Origin of the sequence: Acinetobacter vivianii (assembly GCF_014635885.1) — a bacterium.
Lineage (GTDB): Bacteria > Pseudomonadota > Gammaproteobacteria > Pseudomonadales > Moraxellaceae > Acinetobacter > Acinetobacter vivianii.
In genome coordinates, this window is the sequence record NZ_BMDR01000001.1 from 178203 (window position 1) to 196207 (window position 18005).

Here is an 18005-nt window from a genome sequence, read left to right on the forward strand (position 1 = left end):
ATAGGTGACAGAAGAGAACAGGTTTTGCAGATGACAATGGTTTTGCCTACTTTTCCCGAATGAAAAGTAGGTCGAGCCGAAGGCTTAGCCTGAAAATAAGATGAGAACTCGGTAAGACTCCCGAGAGTAAGCATCTTGAAAAAGATTAACTAGGTAAAAGGGGCAGTCATGAACAGTATTCAAAATTTAGAACACAGTCGCTCCGATCAAGCAGAAACAATCATAACAAAAACAACATGCCCCTATTGTGGGGTTGGCTGTGGTGTGGATGTCAGTGTCCAACATAAAACGCATGGCACGACGGTACAAGTTGTAGGAAGTCCGGATCATCCTTCCAACTTCGGACGGCTTTGCATTAAAGGCAGCAATCTTGTAGATACGTTGGGCTTGGAAACTCGTGTCTTGCATCCGATGTTTGGTCGTAAAAACCATCGTCAAGTCACCACATGGGATCAAGCCATCGAGAAAATTTCAGATCAGTTTCAAACCTGTATTGATCAATATGGCGCAGACAGTGTTGCATTTTATGTCTCAGGTCAGTTGCTGACGGAAGACTATTATGTGGTGAATAAGTTTGTAAAAGGCTATTTAGGCACTGCTAATATTGATACCAATTCACGCTTATGTATGTCATCTGCGGTTGCGGCACATAAACGTGCTTTTGGTGAAGATATTGTTCCAGCCAGTTATGAAGATTTTGAACATACTGACATGGTGGTTTTAGTCGGCTCCAATACTGCATGGTGTCATCCTGTTTTGTATCAACGCATCATGCAGGCCAAAAGTAAGAATCCAGATTTATTTGTGGTGGTGGTCGACCCTCGTTTTACCAGTACCTGTGAGCAAGCGGATTTACATTTGCCGATCTTACCTGGTCAAGATGTGGCTTTATTTAACGGCTTGTTTCAGTATTTATATCGCAATGATTATATCGATCAGCATTTTGTAGAGACCTATACTGAAGGTTTAGCGGCACTTTTAGCTGCGAGTGCCAGCGAGCAAGATTTTAATGGATTAGTGAAACGGACAGGGATCTCCGCAGAAAAACTACAACTTTTTTTTGATAAATTTGCCAAGACGGAGAAAGTGATTACGCTATTTTCAATGGGCGTGAATCAATCCTCTCAAGGGGTGAACAAAGCCAATAGCATTATCAACTGTCATTTACTGACTGGGAAAATTGGCAAATTAGGTGCAGCGCCATTTTCTATGACGGGTCAACCCAATGCCATGGGCGGCCGTGAGGTAGGTGGGCTCGCCAATATGTTGGCTGCGCATCTGGATTTGGACAATTCTTCACATCAAAAACTGGTACAAGATTTCTGGAACAGTCCTGTGATTGCCAAGCAAGCAGGCTTAAAAGCAGTTGATTTATTCCAAGCCGTGGAAAGCGGAAAAATCAAAGCGATCTGGATTATGGCAACCAATCCTGTAGTGAGCTTACCCGATGCAGATCAAGTCAAACGTGCATTGGAAAAATGTGAGTTTGTGGTGGTCTCTGATATTTGTGCAGATACAGATACCACGGCGTATGCCGATGTGTTGTTACCTGCACTGGGGTGGGGGGAGAAAGATGGCACAGTTACCAATTCTGAACGCCGTATCTCACGTCAACGTGCATTTTTAACGCCGCCAAAACAAGCCAAAGCCGATTGGTGGGCAGTTGCTCAGGTTGCAAAAAAACTGGGGTTTAACGGGTTTGATTTTAATTACGCTGCTGACATTTTTAATGAACATGCGGCTTTATCGGCTTATCAAAATGCCAGTGTTGACCAACGCGACCAAGTTGAAAATTTCCGTTATTTCAATTTAAAGGGCCTTATGAATTTAAGTCTGGATGAATATGATCATCTACGCCCAATCCAATGGCCTGTATGGGAGAAAGGTCAAAGTGTTGCGGTGGAGCAGTTATTTGATCGAGGTCGTTTTAGCCATAAAAACCAAAAAGCCAAATTGATTCCAACCGTTGCCATAGATCCAGTGCATGCGATCTCTGAAGATTATCCTTTGGTGTTGAATACGGGGCGTATCCGTGATCAGTGGCATACCATGACTCGCACGGGTTTATCGGCAAATCTCACCACACATCGCGCTGAACCATTTTGTGAGATTCACCCGAATGATGCGTTAAAATTTGGTATTCGTGATAAAGCTTTGGTCGAAGTTCGCTCGGAATGGGGCCGTTGCGTGCTGCGGGTGACCTTGGCGCAAGGGGTTCGCCGTGGTCAAATCTTTGCACCGATTCACTGGACTGAGCAAGTCGCTTCTGATGCGCGGATTGGTAAAGTAGTCAATCCTGTGGTGGATGCGATTTCAGGGGAGCCAGAGTTTAAACATACCCCTGTCGCGATTCAGCCGTTCCATACCACTTGGCAAGGCGTCCTCTATGTACGTGAAGGCTTTGAACATCATATCAAAGCTTCATTGCAAAATTGTGCGTGGTGGACCAAGATCAAAACTGCAAAAGCCATTCGTTATGAAATTGCTGATCGTCAGAGTATTGATCAAACCCAAAAGAATTTAAAAAGCTTCCTGCCTTTTGTTGATGAAACTTATGAATGGTTAAGCCTTGAAGATATTTCATCGCAACTCAGTCATAGTGTGATTTTAAAAGAAGGTGTTCTGGTTGCCAGTTTATATATCGCTCCTGCCGATTTATTACCTGATCGGGATTGGGTGGCAAGCTTATTCAAACGTGAAAGATTAAGTGCTCTGCATCGTAAAGCACTGCTGGCTGGTATGCCAATGTCCGCTGCAAATAATGATGGACCATTGGTCTGTAGTTGCTTTAAAGTGGGTAAAAATAAGATTATTGAAGCCATTAAAACGCAAAATATCACGCATGAAAAACAAGTCACTGCATGTTTGAAAGCAGGCGGAAATTGTGGTTCCTGCTTACCTGAAATTCGTGGCCTGATCAAAACCTGTCAACTGGAGGCAGAAGCATGAATACCGAATATCCTGCTACGGATCTGGTGATCTTGGCGGGAGGGCAAGCGCGTCGTATGAATGGCGTGAACAAGCTACTGCAACAGTTCGATGATCAGATTCAACTGTTAAAAATTTCTGAGCATTTTAAGACCCAAGTACAACAGATTTGGGTGAATAGCCATCGTGATCGTTCGATTTACCAACAGATTGAACCAGATATTCAATGCTATGCCGATGATCAGCAGGGTTTTCTAGGCCCATTAATGGGTATGAAAAGCGCATGGTCGCATGTTAAAGCTGACTATGTTTTATTTATTCCCTGTGATGTGACTTATATTCCCAATCAGGTTTTAGTCAAACTGCATCGAGCTTTACACAAGACGCCTCAAGCACAGGTGGCGTACGTCACAATGAATGGAGATGCGTTATATCCATTTTGTTTGCTGAAGCGAGAAAGTTTGTCGGTGTTGGAACAAGCAATCGCTGAGAACAAACTCAGCTTGCGAGATTGTTTTAAACAATTGAATGCACAGATGGTCGCATTTCAGAAGCAAAGCCTGTTTTGTCATAGCATTAACTCCTTAGATGAGTTGCAACAATACAAGCAGATGAAGGTTTTTTAAGTCATCTATTCCAGCTTAATGAATCGCTTCAGTTGATTTTAGACTCATCAGTGTTGCAATCAATAAAGCCCCCGCAGCAGTTATTAGTGAGCTATTAAGGGTGTGATAGATTGAAAATAGGGCATTTGCTGTGATTGGCCCTATAATCTGACCGAGGCCATAGACGACGGTCATGATGGCAATTAAATTATTTTTACTTTGATGAGCAATTCGCTGTGCGACAGGCATGGCAATGGTCACAGTTCCCATAAAGGTTCCACCCACTAGTAACGCACTCAACAGATAACCTAAAGTAGTTGGCAGCATGATAGGTAAGACAACACCGACAGCCTGTACCCCCAGATTAGAAGATAAAGCGATTCGTGTCCCAAGTCTCTGATGTAGGTAATGCCAGAAAAAACAGGAAGGAATCGCACCCAAACCGAAGATCGCCCAGATATGTGTCGCATCAATATTCGGTAAGGCCTGTTTGACCAGCAAAGGTAAATAGGTTGCCGTGATAATGTAGCCAAAACCTGCCAAGGCATAAATCAGAATGAGTGCGATGGCTTTGGGTGTTTTAGCATTGGTGTGTGATAGATGCGACTCTATAACCTGTCTGGGCTGAGCTCGAGATAAACCAACAATAGCAGCGAAGCCAAGGACAAAACTGGACAGCCCAAGCAATAACCACAAGCTTTTACTCTGCCACCCAAGTTCTGTACCGAAAACCAAAAGTTCAGCGGACAAGGCAATCCCAAGACCAACGCCTGCATATAAAATAGGGGCTTGATGCACTTGCTTCTGTTGTTCTAACAGCCATAACGAGGCTGAAATCATAGCGAAGGCACTCAATACACCTGCAAGACCACGAATAAAAATAATAACCGAAGCTGAATCTACATAAGCAAGAAGGGTGAGACAAAGTGCTGTACCTACCGTTGCAAATACACAGGTGAAATAGCTGTGCTGCGACTGGATTTTAATTGCGAATAAAGCCCCAAACAAATAGCCTGCATAGTTAGCGGATGCTGCGACACTGGCACTATGCAAATTTAAAATGTCTTCCTCAATCATATGTGGATAGACCGCCGTGAATGCAAAGCGGCCAAATCCCATCCCAATCGCCATAATCAGCGCTGCACAGAATGCGGATTGCAGTGTTTGCTGCTTATGAGCGTTTATTCCCTCAGTCTTGATCATGTTCAGCACCAAAATTTAATCGCTATAGTTGATGTGATCTAAAGGTCGTGCTTTGCCAAAGATTTTGCTATCGACCAAAAAAAGCCCATAGCTAAAACAACTTAGAATACAGATGAGAAATATAAGTTTAGACATGTTCATTTTGAATCAGCATGACATCTGGAGAAATTTAATAAAATTTAAACAAGAGTCACTAATCATGTAAAATGATTTGAATTGATACTAACTATCTTTAATAGTGATAGCGATGCAGATTAAGTCTTTAGAAATGTTCATGGCAGTGGTGAAGTTAGGCAGTTTTTCCGAAGCTGCAAAGCGATTACATACGGTGCAGTCCAATGTCACCAGTCATATCAAAAAACTAGAAACCGAACTTAAAGTTGAACTGTTGCATCGGCAGAATCCAATTCAGCCGACTCGGGCAGGTATACAGTTATATAGTTATGCAGAAAAAATGCTCGATCTACAACAAGAGCTGCTGGATACCTTTTGTAATACCCAACTGGCAGCCCGTTGTCCTTTAGAAATTGGCAGTATGGAAACAACAGCGGCGGTGAGGCTTCCAGCCTTATTTCGGGATTTACAAGAATCTGCGCCCGATTTTCCTTTTGCCTTATCAACTGCTCCGAGTCGAGAGCTGATCGATTTGGTAAAAATCTCCAAGCTGGATTGTGCATTTGTTGCCAATCATGCCCCGATCGAAGGCATGTTTAATTTCCATGTTTGGACAGAGAAACTGGTTTTAATTTCTTCAAAAAAAGCACCACAACAACTTTCAAAGGAATATCTGGTTCAACAGAAATTTATTGCCTTCAAGCAAGGCTGTAGTTATCGCAAAGCAATTGATTCCTTTCTTTCATCATTTCAACTTCCAGCAGCGAATATCATAGAAATGGGAAGTTTGGATGGCATCGTTAGTTGTGTCAGTCTAGATGTTGGGCTTGCGATTTTGCCTGTGAGTTATGTACAGCAATCACATTTTGCTGATCGGGTGCAGATACATGACATGGATTTTGTTGGAGATATCAACACTTATCTGATTGTAGATAAAGATATGAGCAAATGGGCAACCAATATGCATCATTTTTTTGAGCATTTACAGACGATGTCACATTCAAATGCGAATACAGAAGCAGTATGCGGGTAATAGAAATAGAGTAGACAATACAGCACCTTTTTATTTTTAGAATATCGCTAGACTTTACTCTTTTTTGTTCGAGTATAAAATAATAAGACTATATTTTATACTCGAATATTTCACTTGAAAGATAAACTTATTTTCTTTGTAAATATTTTAACACTTGATCATAAATAGACTGTAAATAAGGATTTAATGGAATGAGGTCTTGTCCAGATTTACTACGCACATATTTAAAATAAGGTGTTAAAGGATACTGGGCACTTTCACAAACAATGACTTTAGGAAACCATTCTTTATGAAATTGATCGGCTGTAAGATCAAGAATAACGCCATTTACGACCAGATAACAGTGCGCGATTTCTGGTGTGCGTGAAGAAATCTGAACTTTTCCGACCCGATAATCAGACTTAATATAATGGACATTGAGTAAATAATACTGCAATAGGTCACAGGCATCAGAACCACATTCCTTTGGAAATTTACTAAATGCTCCTGTAATAAAGCCATTCGTCACGTGATCTAAAGCTTCCCGAAAGGTAGTTGCAAGATTAGTTAAAGTCTGTATTTCGTTTTGGTACGTCATTTGCTCTCATTCTTCAAGTGATAAGTATTCATTCTAGTAAAACCCGATTAAATGTAAGATTTAACTAAATTTATTTATTAAATTGTTAATACTATTATCACGTGTAACCTTGAGATTCAGTGGAATTGACTCGATTAGTGGCGTGCGCTGAGCAGGGATTTCTTGTGTGCTTATCCATCTCATCTTTAGCTTTTATTTAAGCTCATGTATTGTTCTGGTCTTGCTTTTAAGACACTGACTTTTGCGCATTGTCATCTTAATTTTAACTTAAATTAACTCTAATCTTATGGAATGTGAATACTGAAACTGCATTAGAATAATTAAGAGAATTTTGTAGAGTAAAGTGTAAGTTATATTTTCTTTTTCTAAAAAATAGTAACATTTGTTCTTATGATTAATTTTGGTTAAAAATGATTTTCATTTAAATTAATAGTTGGATTTTTATCGTAAGTGGAATTGTTGGAAAATATTTTATTGTAAAGTTATAAGCTAGATAAATAATATTTGAATATTGGTTGTTGTTGAATTGTTTAGAATAACTTCTAATTAATGGTTTTAGATTATTATGAAATAGTAGTACGAAAATAATAAGGTAAAGCTATGAATAAAATGCTTAGGCTTGAAGAAAATATTACCGAGCTAGGTGTCGGTGAGTTCTTATTTATAGGATATGGCTATGAAATTGAGGAGATGCAAAATATTCTTCTTTTCCTAAAAGATTTGGAGACGAAGCAAATATTACAAATTGTATATCAACATACAGAGCGAGAAACAGGAAAGCATCTAACCGATATCATTAAGATTCAAAAATGTTAAAAACATCACTCTTTTTACTTGATCTAATGGTGAATCCTGACTGCGCTGCTCAGAATTTTCTTTAAACATTACAGTTACATAGTAAAAATAAAACTAAACAATCATTACAAATGATAACTAGGATATCTCCATAATTTATCCTGTATAGATAAATGGAGGATATAAGAAATGCCACAATATTTGCGTATAGCGGAAAAAGTATATAACAAGTTTAAAGATGAAAAAAAATTTACGCAAAAGCCTGTTGAGTATCTAAATTTTTTAATTAAAGAGGTGAGAAAGGAAATCAAGGGCACAGAAATGAAATTGCTGTACCAGTATATCGATTTTCAGGAAGGTTTCCAAAAGCCTTTACGCGAAGATGCCTTGAATATTGATGTGAGCTTGGTGCCACATCATCAACATCGGGACGAATTCATTTTATGGCTGGCAGGGTTTATTGAGAGAATTACTATTGGAGGTAAGAAAAAACTGCCGCCAATTCTTGAGAATATTCCACCTGAGTTTACAGTTCATTATCAGCTTGAAAAACTGGTTCGTCCTCAGCAAGAGAACTGCTATGACGAGTTGGTATCCTATTTTAAAAGTGAAGAATTCAAAGAACATTCAATGAGTTAAACAAGTTGTGCTAAAGAAGTATGAGGCTCCGAACCCCTCATACTTCTGCAATCGCTGGACTGCAGCGTACCGCCATTAAAGGCGGTATTTTTTTTATTCAAAGAAAGAGTCAGAGCGAAATATAAGGAGATGATCAGATGACATCATTTTGAACCCATGTTAGTCTAGCGCCACAATTCATTCTGATCTCTTCATTCATCTTATGCAGCTTACGCCACCCTAGTTGATTTCTCTTGCTTGAAAATTAACTCATCACTTTGACTAGTGAGGTGGTGTAGTCGTGTGCATGTATATATCACATCACTAGCCTTGATTTAAAATTATACGAATAGGCTATTTCTATGTTATCCAATGTTCGGGAACAATGGTTCTCCAATATTCGCGGGGATATTTTGTCTGGACTTGTGGTTGGTCTGGCACTTATTCCAGAAGCGATCGCTTTCTCTATTATTGCTGGTGTCGATCCTAAAATTGGTTTATATGCCTCTTTCTGTATTGCGGTCGTGATTTCCTTTGTCGGCGGTCGTCCAGCCATGATTTCTGCCGCAACAGGGGCTATGGCTTTGCTCATGGTCACGTTAGTTAAAGAACATGGACTGCAATATTTACTTGCAGCCACTATTTTGACCGGTATCTTCCAGATTATTGCGGGTTATCTGAAGCTGGCCAAGTTGATGCGTTTTGTATCGAAGTCAGTGGTCATTGGTTTCGTGAATGCTTTAGCGATTCTGATTTTTATGGCGCAGTTACCTGAGCTGATGAACGTGACGTGGCATGTATATGTTTTTGTCGCTCTGGGTTTAGCCATTATCTATTTATTTCCTCTAATTCCAAAACTAGGAAAGCTTCTACCATCGCCGTTGGTCTGCATTATCATCATTACCCTGATCGCCATGTCGATGGGAATTGACCTTAGAACGGTAGGCGATATGGGCGAGTTACCCAATACGCTTCCTATATTTTTATTGCCTGATATTCCTTTAAACCTCGAAACACTCATGATTATTTTGCCTTACTCGATTCCAATGGCTGTCGTGGGTCTGCTGGAATCGATGATGACGGCAACCATTGTGGATGAAATGACTGATACACCAAGCGACAAGTTTCAGGAATGTAAAGGTCAGGGCATCGCCAATATTGCTTCTGGATTCATGGGTGGGATGGCTGGTTGTGCCATGATTGGTCAATCGATGATTAATGTGAAATCAGGTGGTTTGACCAGATTATCGACCTTTTGTGCGGGTATATTTTTACTTATTCTGGTGGTTTTTCTGAGTGATTGGCTCAAAGTCATCCCGATGGCTGCTTTGGTCGCCGTGATGATCATGGTTTCGATCAGCACCTTTGAATGGAAATCGATTACCCAGTTCACCGCTAATCCCAAGAGCAGTAATGTGGTGATGATCGCGACAGTTGCTGTTGTGGTCGCTACGCATAATCTGGCCTTAGGTGTATTAACAGGCGTACTGTTATCCGCATTATTCCTTGCCAATAAACTGGAAAATGATATTCATGTGAAGACATCATGTGAAGGCGCTACACGTTTATATGAGCTGCATGGGCAAATCTTTTTTAGTTCGTCAGAAAAGTTCTTACAGCGTTTTGACTTTAAAGAAGGGGTGAAAGCAGTGATTATTGATTTAACTCATTCTCATATTTGGGATGTCACTTCCGTGGCAATGCTGGATTCGGTCATCAGCAAATTCCAGAAAAATGGGATACATGTCACCGTACGTGGTTTGAATGAAGCCAGTTCCATCATGATTGATAAGTATGGTACACATGCCAAAATCTAAATCTGTTTCTATAACATAACAATGATTAAGCCTCTACACGGGCAGAGGCTTTTTTGTTGCACATTGAACCTTTTATTTGCCAAAGAAACTCAAGTTGATCATTTTTTAATATGCAAATATTTTAAGACAAGAAAACTTTCAGATTTTTAGATTAAAAAACACTAAGTGGTGAATATGCATCAATTTATTCTTTATTATATTGATGTAAATTAAAAAATCCTTAGAAATAAGTACTTTAATTTTATTGTAGATTTGAAACTAAATTATTGAAATATAATGACTTTATATTTGTAAAAAATAGTGTTTTTACCGTAATTTTGTGTATAATTTCGCCATAAAAGCCTCTGTGGATTTATAGAACTTCTCTATAGATTAGCAGGGGTTTTTCTATGGAGATTTATCTGAGATGGAAGATCTGAGTTAATTTGTGTGGATGGTATTAAATGATCCTTTTTTCCAGAACTGCTCTTATTGATCCTGAAATTCAATTAAGTGCTCAACGTCTTTCAACTCGTTTTAGCTTTTTCGGTCTTGGTTTTGCCACGGCTGCATGGGCGCCGTTGATTCCTTTTGCTCAGCAACGTTTGCATTTTAATCATGCAGATTTTGGCTTATTACTCTTATGCAGTGGCTTAGGTGCAATGCTGGCTATGCCTGCGACAGGTAAAATTGTTCAGCGTATTGGCTGTCGTGCGCCGATCGGGTTCGCTTTACTCTTGCTTGCCGTTCTATTGCCAAGCCTCAGCTTATGGAATACGCCGTTAATGATGGCGATCACCTTATTCTTATTTGGCACAGCAGCAGGAAGTTTGGGCGTTGCACTCAATATTCAGGCCGTAGTGGTTGAGAAGAATAGCTTAAAATCATTAATGTCTGGCTTTCATGGTATGGCAAGTCTCGGTGGATTAGCAGGGGTGCTAACCATTACTGCATTGCTTGCTTTAAATATTTCGCCTGTAGTTAGTGCACTTGCTGTGAGTTTACTATTGGCGGTTATTGCTTTTCTGTCAGTGCCATTCAGCATAAAAGCGGTGGAAAATACGGATTCAGAAGCAGCATCGACAGTGAAAAAGTCGATACGTCAGCGTTTGCCGCGGCCTTTAATTGTGTTAATTGGTATTGCCTGCTTCATCATTTTCATGACAGAAGGCGCGGCGATGGACTGGAGTGGTATTTATTTAACCCATGAATATGGGGTTAATGCCGCTTTTGCAGGATTGGCGTATACCTTCTTCGCGATTGCCATGACCACAGGTCGTTTTACAGGGCATTTCCTGATCCGTTATTTTGGTGAGAAAAAGCTTTTAACCTATAGCGCGATTTGCGCAACTTTAGGTTTGGCTTTGGTCGGTATCGCACCGCATTGGTGGCTGGTTTTAGTGGGATATACACTGGTTGGCGCAGGTTGTTCCAATATCGTTCCGATCATGTTTTCCCGTGCTGGACGTCAGACGGTGATGGCAAGCGCAGTTGCTTTGTCTTGTGTTTCGACTTTGGCTTATACCGGTATTTTGGTTGGACCTGCTTTCATTGGAATGATTGGTGAGCTGATTGGTTTAAGTACAGTGTTTATGGCGTTATCTGTTCTATTATTATTGATTGTGGCTTTAAATCGTTTTACTTACGTGAAATAAGCGTCAGAGTGAACTGAACTGGCAATATCTGGATACTGCCAGTTCTTTACAAATCGAAGTACTATAAATTTTGATAAATAGGGTTAACGTTACGCATGCCCATAAATCTGAAATCCTGCAAAGAAGTTTTGTACTGTAAGTCATTAAGAAATGCATTGCGCCAGTCATTAATATCAAAATCTTTTAAACCTTTCATCAGTTGTTTGTAGCGTGAAATACGTTCTTGTCGTGGCATTTCCAGTGCTGTTTTTAAAGTATCGACCATTGCCGTTTTGTCGGTAGGATCAACTAGTAGTGCTTCTGACATATGCTCCGCAGCACCTGCATATTTGGATAGAATCAATACACCTGGATTCGATGGATTTTGCGCGGCAATATATTCTTTCGCGACCAGATTCATCCCATCTCGTATTGAACTGATCCAGCACACATCCGCTTGACGGTAGATTTGCATCAAATGATGATGTTTCATCGCATCATAAATACATTCCACGGGTTGCCAGTCTTCCTGTGCAAATTCCTGATTAATCATCTCGATCTTAATCTTGAAACGCTCAAATAAACGCTGATAAGCTGGAACTTCCAAGCGGCATGGGCAGGCAATCTGTAAATGTTGAATATGCTGCTGATACTCAGGATATTTTTCTAAGAACTCTGCATAGGACAGAAAGCGTTCCAGCAAACCTTTTGAATAATCAATCCGATCTACGCCAATAATGGTTTTCGCAGCATTCAACTCTACTGGGCGGGTAAAGAGGTCTTGTACATCAATAAACTGTTGGGCCGCTTTTTGAATCGCTGCTGGATTTACCCCAATCGGGTAGCATTTAATCATGGTCAGACGCTGATGATAGCTGACTAAGGTCTGTTGAATCTTCTGTGCTTTCAATAAAGATGTGCATACTTGCATACATACTTTTTGATCTTTATCGGTTTGTAGACCCACCACATCGTATTGGCATAAATCCTCAATTAATTGTTGGGCACACGGAATTCTTTGCCAGATAAATAAAGGTGCAAAAGGAATATGCAGGAAAAATCCGATCTTATTTTGCATACCCAGTTCACGACAATATTTTGCCACACTTAAAAAATGATAATCATGCACCCAAATGGTATCTTCTGGTTGTGCAATTTCAGCAAGTTTTTGAGCGAATAAATAATTGACTTGCTGATATCCCTCATATTCTGATGACTTATATTCAATCAGGTCTGAACGATAATGCATAGCCGGCCAAAGCGTATTATTGGCAAATCCAGCATAATAATCTGAATATTGATTATGTGTTAAAGGGCAGGTGATATATTCAACATTGTCTTTACGAAGTATATTAAAATGAACGTCGTCTTGTGTATCGACTTTTTCTCCATTCCATCCCAACCATACACCGCCAATATCATCTAACGCATCTTGTATGGCGACAGCAAGTCCGCCTGCGGCAGGTTTTTGTCCATTTGGAATACTGACACGATTGGATAAAATAATTAATTTAGACATATTTTCTCTCCACCTAAGTTGTTGTTACCCTTAACCTTGTTGTCATAGTTCTGAATGTGTTCTAAAAATAATTCTAAAAAATCATGCACTTGTTTTGTATCTTGAAGCTGGTATCTGGCATGGGTAAGCCCTTGACCGACCTTGATTGAGATGCCATGTTCCACCTGATTGACAAAATAAAAACCATCTTCATCCGTGACGTCGTCACCAATGAAAACGGGAATATAAAGATCATGCTGGTTGAAATGCGCTAAAACTTCCTCGATTGCCAAGCCTTTATTCGCTTGAGCAGGGATTAATTCATAAACGAATTTTCCTTGAATCAGTTTTAGGTTGGGGAATACCTGCTGACTTTCCAATATTATTTTTTTTGCTATAGATTCCAGCGCTGGTGCTTTTCGATAATGTAGTGCAATTGAAGATTTCTTATTTTCAATCAGTAAATCTGGATATGGGATACATGCCTTAGTTAACATATTATAAATATAAGAAATTTCTAGGAAATTCTTGGATACATGTAATTCTTTTTCTTTTCCAAGGTATATATCTAATCCATGCAATGCAGCAATTGGAAGATCAAGAGATTCAAATAATTTACGTGCAGAATCAATATCCCGTCCTGTTACGGCAACCACAGGGATTTTATTTGAAATTATTTTTTCTAGAGTATTTAAAGTCTTAGCTGGAATAAAACAGTCATTTGGATCGAGTTGAAAATCAGCTAAAGTTCCATCTATATCTAGAAATAGACATGGCTTATTATAATTTGAGCTAAGCTTATCTCTCAAACTCTGTAAATAATCTAATGTTGAACTTGTTTTATCTATTCTGTTGTTCAATTTTAATCTCTCTTATTGCCATTTTATTTTATTATAGAGCGATAAAATTTTTATAATAGTTGATTTGTCAATAAGTAAACACAAGCAGAACGTAATTTACATTAGTAATGCTTGTAATACATCGTAAATTTTCCTTACATTTCTCATATAGAATCTTTTAGCGTTTACCATTTATATAGTGCATGGCTCTGTTGTGGTACATACTTTAATATATTAGTTTTTAATAATCTGTATTGAGTCATAGGAGATGAATATGCAAAAAGTATCTGATTATTATGATGATTTTCCTGAATTTAATCCTGCTAATTATGATCAGGAAGGAAATTATAAGCCCGAATTTATGTTTAAAAAAAACAAGATGTATCAATCAAAAGATATGAATGAGCAATTATCTAGTGAAAAGAAAGATCTAATGTTAAAACACAAGAAGTTAATATATTGATGAGTATTATGTGATTGATTAATCATTCTTGGATCAGTTTGTTGTAATATGTCTCATATGGAAGGGCTTTTGTATTAATATGCAAAAGTCCTTTTTTTATTATCAGTGTTTTATCCTGTTTTAATCTTGATATTTAGGTAATTGTTTGAGATATAAAAGAAATATTTCGTCTAATTTTTTATTTATTAAATTAGGGTGTTTGGTATGCATTTTAATTCTTTGTGAAAATATCATGCCTAAATAAAAGACATTAGGTATTAATCACTAATTAAATTTTTATATCGTTATTTATTATTTCTATAAGATATAAATAAAAATGGTCGTTTGCATGCGTCTGTCATTATTTCCTGATTCAGACAGAAGGTCTTGACCTTTCTCTTGTTGAGTTCTATTTTAGAACTTGATTAAATTTCAAACATGTCAGGCTCGATACAATTAAGCCAATACTTGTATGCGTGCAGTGAACATCGTAATAGAAAAATAAAAGGAAGAAGGAGTAAGAGATGAGGGGAGTTCGTTATCAGCAGATTCCATTGCAGTTTTTATTTGAGCATCAGACAACCTTGGCTGGGCTTGGGAAAATTGTATTACGAAGCTTCTCAAAAGCTAAAGTTCAGCAAGGTGATTGGCAAGCGTTGGCACCGATTAAAGAAATTATTCAACCACCAAGCGATGAGTTGGTGAAGCATTATATTGAATGGAGTGGAGCATCAGCTCGTAAATATCCAGATTCCATCCCCGCACATATGGTTTCACAATGGGGACTTTCATTTGCAACCCGTCTGCTTTTACAAACAAGTTACCCGCTTAGTCAGGTCATCAATCAAGGTGTGAGCCTAAAGATTTATGGTGACATTCCCAGAAATAAAAAGCTATTGATTCAGGCCAAGATCGCATCTGTGGATGAGCGTAATGGCTTGGCTCGTGTTTCAGTGCAAATTATCACGGGTACGATTACTCAGCCAACGCTGGTCGAAGCGGTATTGCATATGGCATTTATTTTGCCCAATTTTGAGAAAACCAAGCGTACTGAAACGACAGATAATGAAAACTGGCACAGTTTAGGCGAATGGTCTGCGACAGCCGATGACGGTTTTAAGTTTGCATTATTGACGGGTGATTTTAATCCAATTCATTGGGTTGGACCGTTAGCAAAACTATCGAGCTTTGGGCAAAAAGTCCTACATGGTTTTGGCGTATTTGCACGCAGCTTTGAGTTTCTTCCTGAGCCAATTCAGCAAATTGATGTTCGTTTTTTAAAACCTGTTAAATTACCCTCAACAGATAACCAAGTAGAAATCAGCACTGAGCAACATATTCGTGTTGTGGGTTCAGCAGGGCAAATCTGTTTAATGGGCCAATATTCATAAAACAATAAGGTGAGAACAATGACGACTGGAACAGCACTAAGACAGGATGTAACGGCTTGTATTTTATGTTCACGCAACTGTGGGCTGAGTGTTGAAGTTGCAGATAATCAGTTTAAAAAGATAAAAGGTGATACCCAGCATCCTTTTTCTCAAGGCTATATTTGCCAAAAAGCAGCACGTTTGCAGCATTACCAGCAACACGCAGATCGTTTGACCGCGCCATTAAAACGTCAAGTCGATGGTTCATTCAAGGAGATCAGTTGGGATCAAGCGATTGAGGAGATTGCTGATCAGCTTGTACAGATTCGGGATACACATGGGGGAACGGCATTCGCTTCTGTCGGTGGTGGCGGCCAGGGAAACCATTTGGGAGCTGCCTATGGTCGGCAACTGTTATATGCCATGAAAAGTTTTTATTCTTATAACTCCTTAGCACAAGAAAAAACCGGAGATTTCTGGGTCAATGGTCGTTTGTTCGGTAGTCAAGCCTGTCATACCACGGAAGATGTCGAGCATGCTGACTATGTCCTGTTTATTGGAACCAATCCATTTCAGGCACACGGCATTCCAAATGCCCGTGATACCTTGAAACATATTAAGAAAGATCCGAATCGGACGATGGTGGTGTTTGACCCACGTGTTACTGAAACGGCTAAACAAGCCGATATTCATGTACAACTGAAACCTGGAACAGACGCCTATCTGATGTCTGCCATGATCGCAATCCTGCTTAAAGAGGAATTGTATGATCAGCAATTTATTCAGCAACATACACATGGTTTTGACGAAGTTAAACAGGCGTTTGAAGCGATTCCGATAGCGGAATATATCCAGAAAGCGGATGTTTCAGTTGAATTGATTTATCAGGTCGTGCGTGACTTTGCCAAAGCTAAACGTGGCTGTGTACGTATTGATTTAGGTATTCAACACACTTTAAACACGACCTTGAATGGTTATTTGGAAAAACTTTTGTATTTACTTACAGGACATTTTGGTCAGCAGGGAACCAATAACCTACATACCATGTTTATTCCAATCCTGAGCAATACCGATGAGCGGAATCCAAAGTATCGCCGTACAGTTCACCATAAAATGTTCCCCATTTCTGGTTTCTTTCCCCCGAATATTTTGCCTGATGAAATTTTAAAGGCTGGGGAAAAACGAGTTCGTGCCGTATTCGTGGATAGTTGCAATCCTTTACTGACTTATCCTGATACCGGCGCTTATGAGCAAGCCTTTCAATCACTGGAACTTTTGGTCGTGGTTGATGTTGCAATGACAGAAACTGCACGTCTGGCACATTATGTTTTACCAGCGCACACCCAATTCGAAAAATGGGAATTTACGGGATTCAACTTAGAATTTCCTAAAAATGGCTTTCATTTACGGCATCCACTTTTTAAAGCACAAGGTAATACTTTACCTGAAGCGGAAATTTATACGCGATTATTGGAAGCCATGCAGGTTATTCCCCGACAGTTTCCAATCCTGAGTAAAATTGCGGAAAAAGATCGTGCGAAAACGGCTTATCTTGCCTATTTCGCAGCGCTTGGCGCCTCTTTTGTAAAAAATAAGAAGCTGATTCCTTATGCGGCATCCATTGTATATCGCACTTTGGGCAAAACATTACCCGATGATGCTGCCTCGACAGCTTTGTTATTGCCTTTATGTATGCAATACGCAGCACAGCATTTCAAAGCAGTGAAGCGGGCGGGCTATGAAGGCAATCGTTTTAATCTTGGGGTAACGCTTTTTCAGGCCATTTTGAAACAGCGTTCAGGCGTTGTATTGTCTGCACATGATTATGCTGATGTCTGGGAGCTGATTGCCTATAAAGACAAAAAAATTCGTTTGGCAATTCCAGAAATGTTTATCGAGCTGGCTGAATTAAAGCATCAGAAATTTGCAGCCACAGCAGATTATCCTTTTATTTTACTGGCAGGTGAACGACGTAGCTACAATGCGAATCAGATCTATCGAGATCCAGCATGGCGTAAAGTGGATGCAGAAGGACGTTTAAGAATGAATCCTGATGATGCCTTGGCGTTAGGTGTTGAAACAGGACAAATGCTGCAATGTATTTCAGAGCATGGTCGTATTCAGGTTACGGTTGAGCTTGATGAAGGGATGCGAAAAGGTGTAGTGTCATTACCGCATGGTTATGGATTAAGTTATGCTGGCGCTGAGCCAGTTGGGCCACAATTGAACCGCCTGACTTCAACAGGGCATTGTGATCCGTTGTCCAAAACGCCATATCATAAATATGTACCTGTGCGTTTACAGCATTTGACGGTTTAGACGATCAGCGTATTGATTTTATGAGCATCATGCACCAAATATTATCAATACAAGGAAAGCTGCCTGAAAATAGTGCAAGGGGGCTGAACAAAAATATGCAAGACATCAGATATTTTTATGCGTAAATTGAAAGTGTTGCTTATTTGTTTGAATAAGCAACAGCAAGCCTGAACAGAGGATGTGATTGGAATAATTATTGCTGTAATAAAAAACTTTAGTTTGATACATGAACAA

At 39.5% G+C, this 18005-nt stretch carries 14 protein-coding genes; 10 read left to right on the forward strand and 4 right to left on the reverse strand.

Translation table 11 applies throughout. From position 1 onward, the window contains the following. Window positions 1–168 precede the first annotated feature (168 nt). Together IEV36_RS00860 and IEV36_RS00865 are read left to right on the forward strand one after the other, a co-directional pair. Window positions 169–2949 carry a nitrate reductase gene (locus tag IEV36_RS00860; protein ID WP_005257284.1) on the forward strand — a complete coding sequence of 927 codons (2781 nt, stop codon included), beginning with the start codon at window positions 169–171 and terminating at the stop codon, window positions 2947–2949. Beyond that, window positions 2946–3554, forward strand: a complete 609-nt coding sequence (locus IEV36_RS00865) for an NTP transferase domain-containing protein (RefSeq protein WP_005257285.1) — start codon at window positions 2946–2948, stop codon at window positions 3552–3554. The genes IEV36_RS00860 and IEV36_RS00865 overlap by 4 nt, the downstream gene beginning before the upstream one ends. A gap of 15 nt (window positions 3555–3569) precedes the next feature. On the opposite strand, the gene IEV36_RS00870 is transcribed toward IEV36_RS00865, so the two are convergent. Then, window positions 3570–4736, reverse strand: a complete 1167-nt coding sequence (locus IEV36_RS00870) for a YbfB/YjiJ family MFS transporter (protein ID WP_005257286.1) — start codon at window positions 4734–4736, stop codon at window positions 3570–3572. A gap of 247 nt (window positions 4737–4983) precedes the next feature. Here IEV36_RS00870 and IEV36_RS00875 point away from each other — a divergent pair, with 247 nt between their 5' ends. Beyond that, entirely contained in the window at window positions 4984–5883 is a 900-nt protein-coding gene (locus tag IEV36_RS00875) for a LysR family transcriptional regulator (RefSeq protein WP_005257287.1), read from the forward strand. A gap of 127 nt (window positions 5884–6010) precedes the next feature. Here the strand turns inward: IEV36_RS00875 and IEV36_RS00880 are convergent, their stop codons facing one another. Then, the gene (locus IEV36_RS00880; protein ID WP_004771956.1) at window positions 6011–6460 is read right to left on the reverse strand and encodes a hypothetical protein; all 450 of its coding nucleotides are present in this window, start codon (window positions 6458–6460) and stop codon (window positions 6011–6013) included. A gap of 600 nt (window positions 6461–7060) precedes the next feature. On the opposite strand from IEV36_RS00880, the gene IEV36_RS00885 reads away from it, so the two are divergent. From IEV36_RS00885 to IEV36_RS00900, 4 genes are all read left to right on the forward strand, one after another. Beyond that, on the forward strand, window positions 7061–7276 hold the full coding sequence (locus IEV36_RS00885) for a hypothetical protein (protein ID WP_005257288.1): 216 nt from the start codon (window positions 7061–7063) through the stop codon (window positions 7274–7276). Window positions 7277–7444: 168 nt separating this feature from the next. Further along, window positions 7445–7894, forward strand: coding sequence for a hypothetical protein (locus IEV36_RS00890; protein WP_004771957.1), 450 nt, complete (start codon window positions 7445–7447; stop codon window positions 7892–7894). Between the two features lie 341 nt (window positions 7895–8235). Continuing rightward, window positions 8236–9690 carry a SulP family inorganic anion transporter gene (locus IEV36_RS00895; RefSeq protein ID WP_005257289.1) on the forward strand — a complete coding sequence of 485 codons (1455 nt, stop codon included), beginning with the start codon at window positions 8236–8238 and terminating at the stop codon, window positions 9688–9690. Window positions 9691–10133: 443 nt separating this feature from the next. Continuing rightward, a complete protein-coding gene (locus tag IEV36_RS00900) occupies window positions 10134–11324 on the forward strand; it encodes an MFS transporter (protein WP_005257291.1) in 1191 nt (396 codons plus the stop codon). Between the two features lie 61 nt (window positions 11325–11385). Here the strand turns inward: IEV36_RS00900 and IEV36_RS00905 are convergent, their stop codons facing one another. Both IEV36_RS00905 and otsB read right to left on the reverse strand, forming a co-directional pair. After that, a complete protein-coding gene (locus tag IEV36_RS00905; RefSeq protein ID WP_005257293.1) occupies window positions 11386–12822 on the reverse strand; it encodes a trehalose-6-phosphate synthase in 1437 nt (478 codons plus the stop codon). Further along, on the reverse strand, window positions 12810–13661 hold the full coding sequence (gene otsB, locus IEV36_RS00910; RefSeq protein ID WP_005257295.1) for a trehalose-phosphatase: 852 nt from the start codon (window positions 13659–13661) through the stop codon (window positions 12810–12812). The genes IEV36_RS00905 and otsB overlap by 13 nt, the downstream gene beginning before the upstream one ends. 253 nt (window positions 13662–13914) lie before the next feature. Between otsB and IEV36_RS00915 the strand changes: the two genes are divergently transcribed. The 3 genes from IEV36_RS00915 (at window position 13915) to IEV36_RS00925 (ending at window position 17771) form a co-directional block, all read left to right on the forward strand. Further along, complete coding sequence (locus IEV36_RS00915; protein WP_005257304.1) at window positions 13915–14103, forward strand: hypothetical protein; 189 nt, start codon at window positions 13915–13917, stop codon at window positions 14101–14103. Between the two features lie 503 nt (window positions 14104–14606). After that, complete coding sequence (locus IEV36_RS00920) at window positions 14607–15473, forward strand: MaoC/PaaZ C-terminal domain-containing protein (protein ID WP_005257306.1); 867 nt, start codon at window positions 14607–14609, stop codon at window positions 15471–15473. Between the two features lie 18 nt (window positions 15474–15491). Further along, window positions 15492–17771 (forward strand): molybdopterin-dependent oxidoreductase, encoded by a 2280-nt coding sequence (locus IEV36_RS00925; RefSeq protein ID WP_005257307.1) that lies wholly within the window; start codon window positions 15492–15494, stop codon window positions 17769–17771. The last annotated feature ends 234 nt before the right edge of the window (window positions 17772–18005 follow it).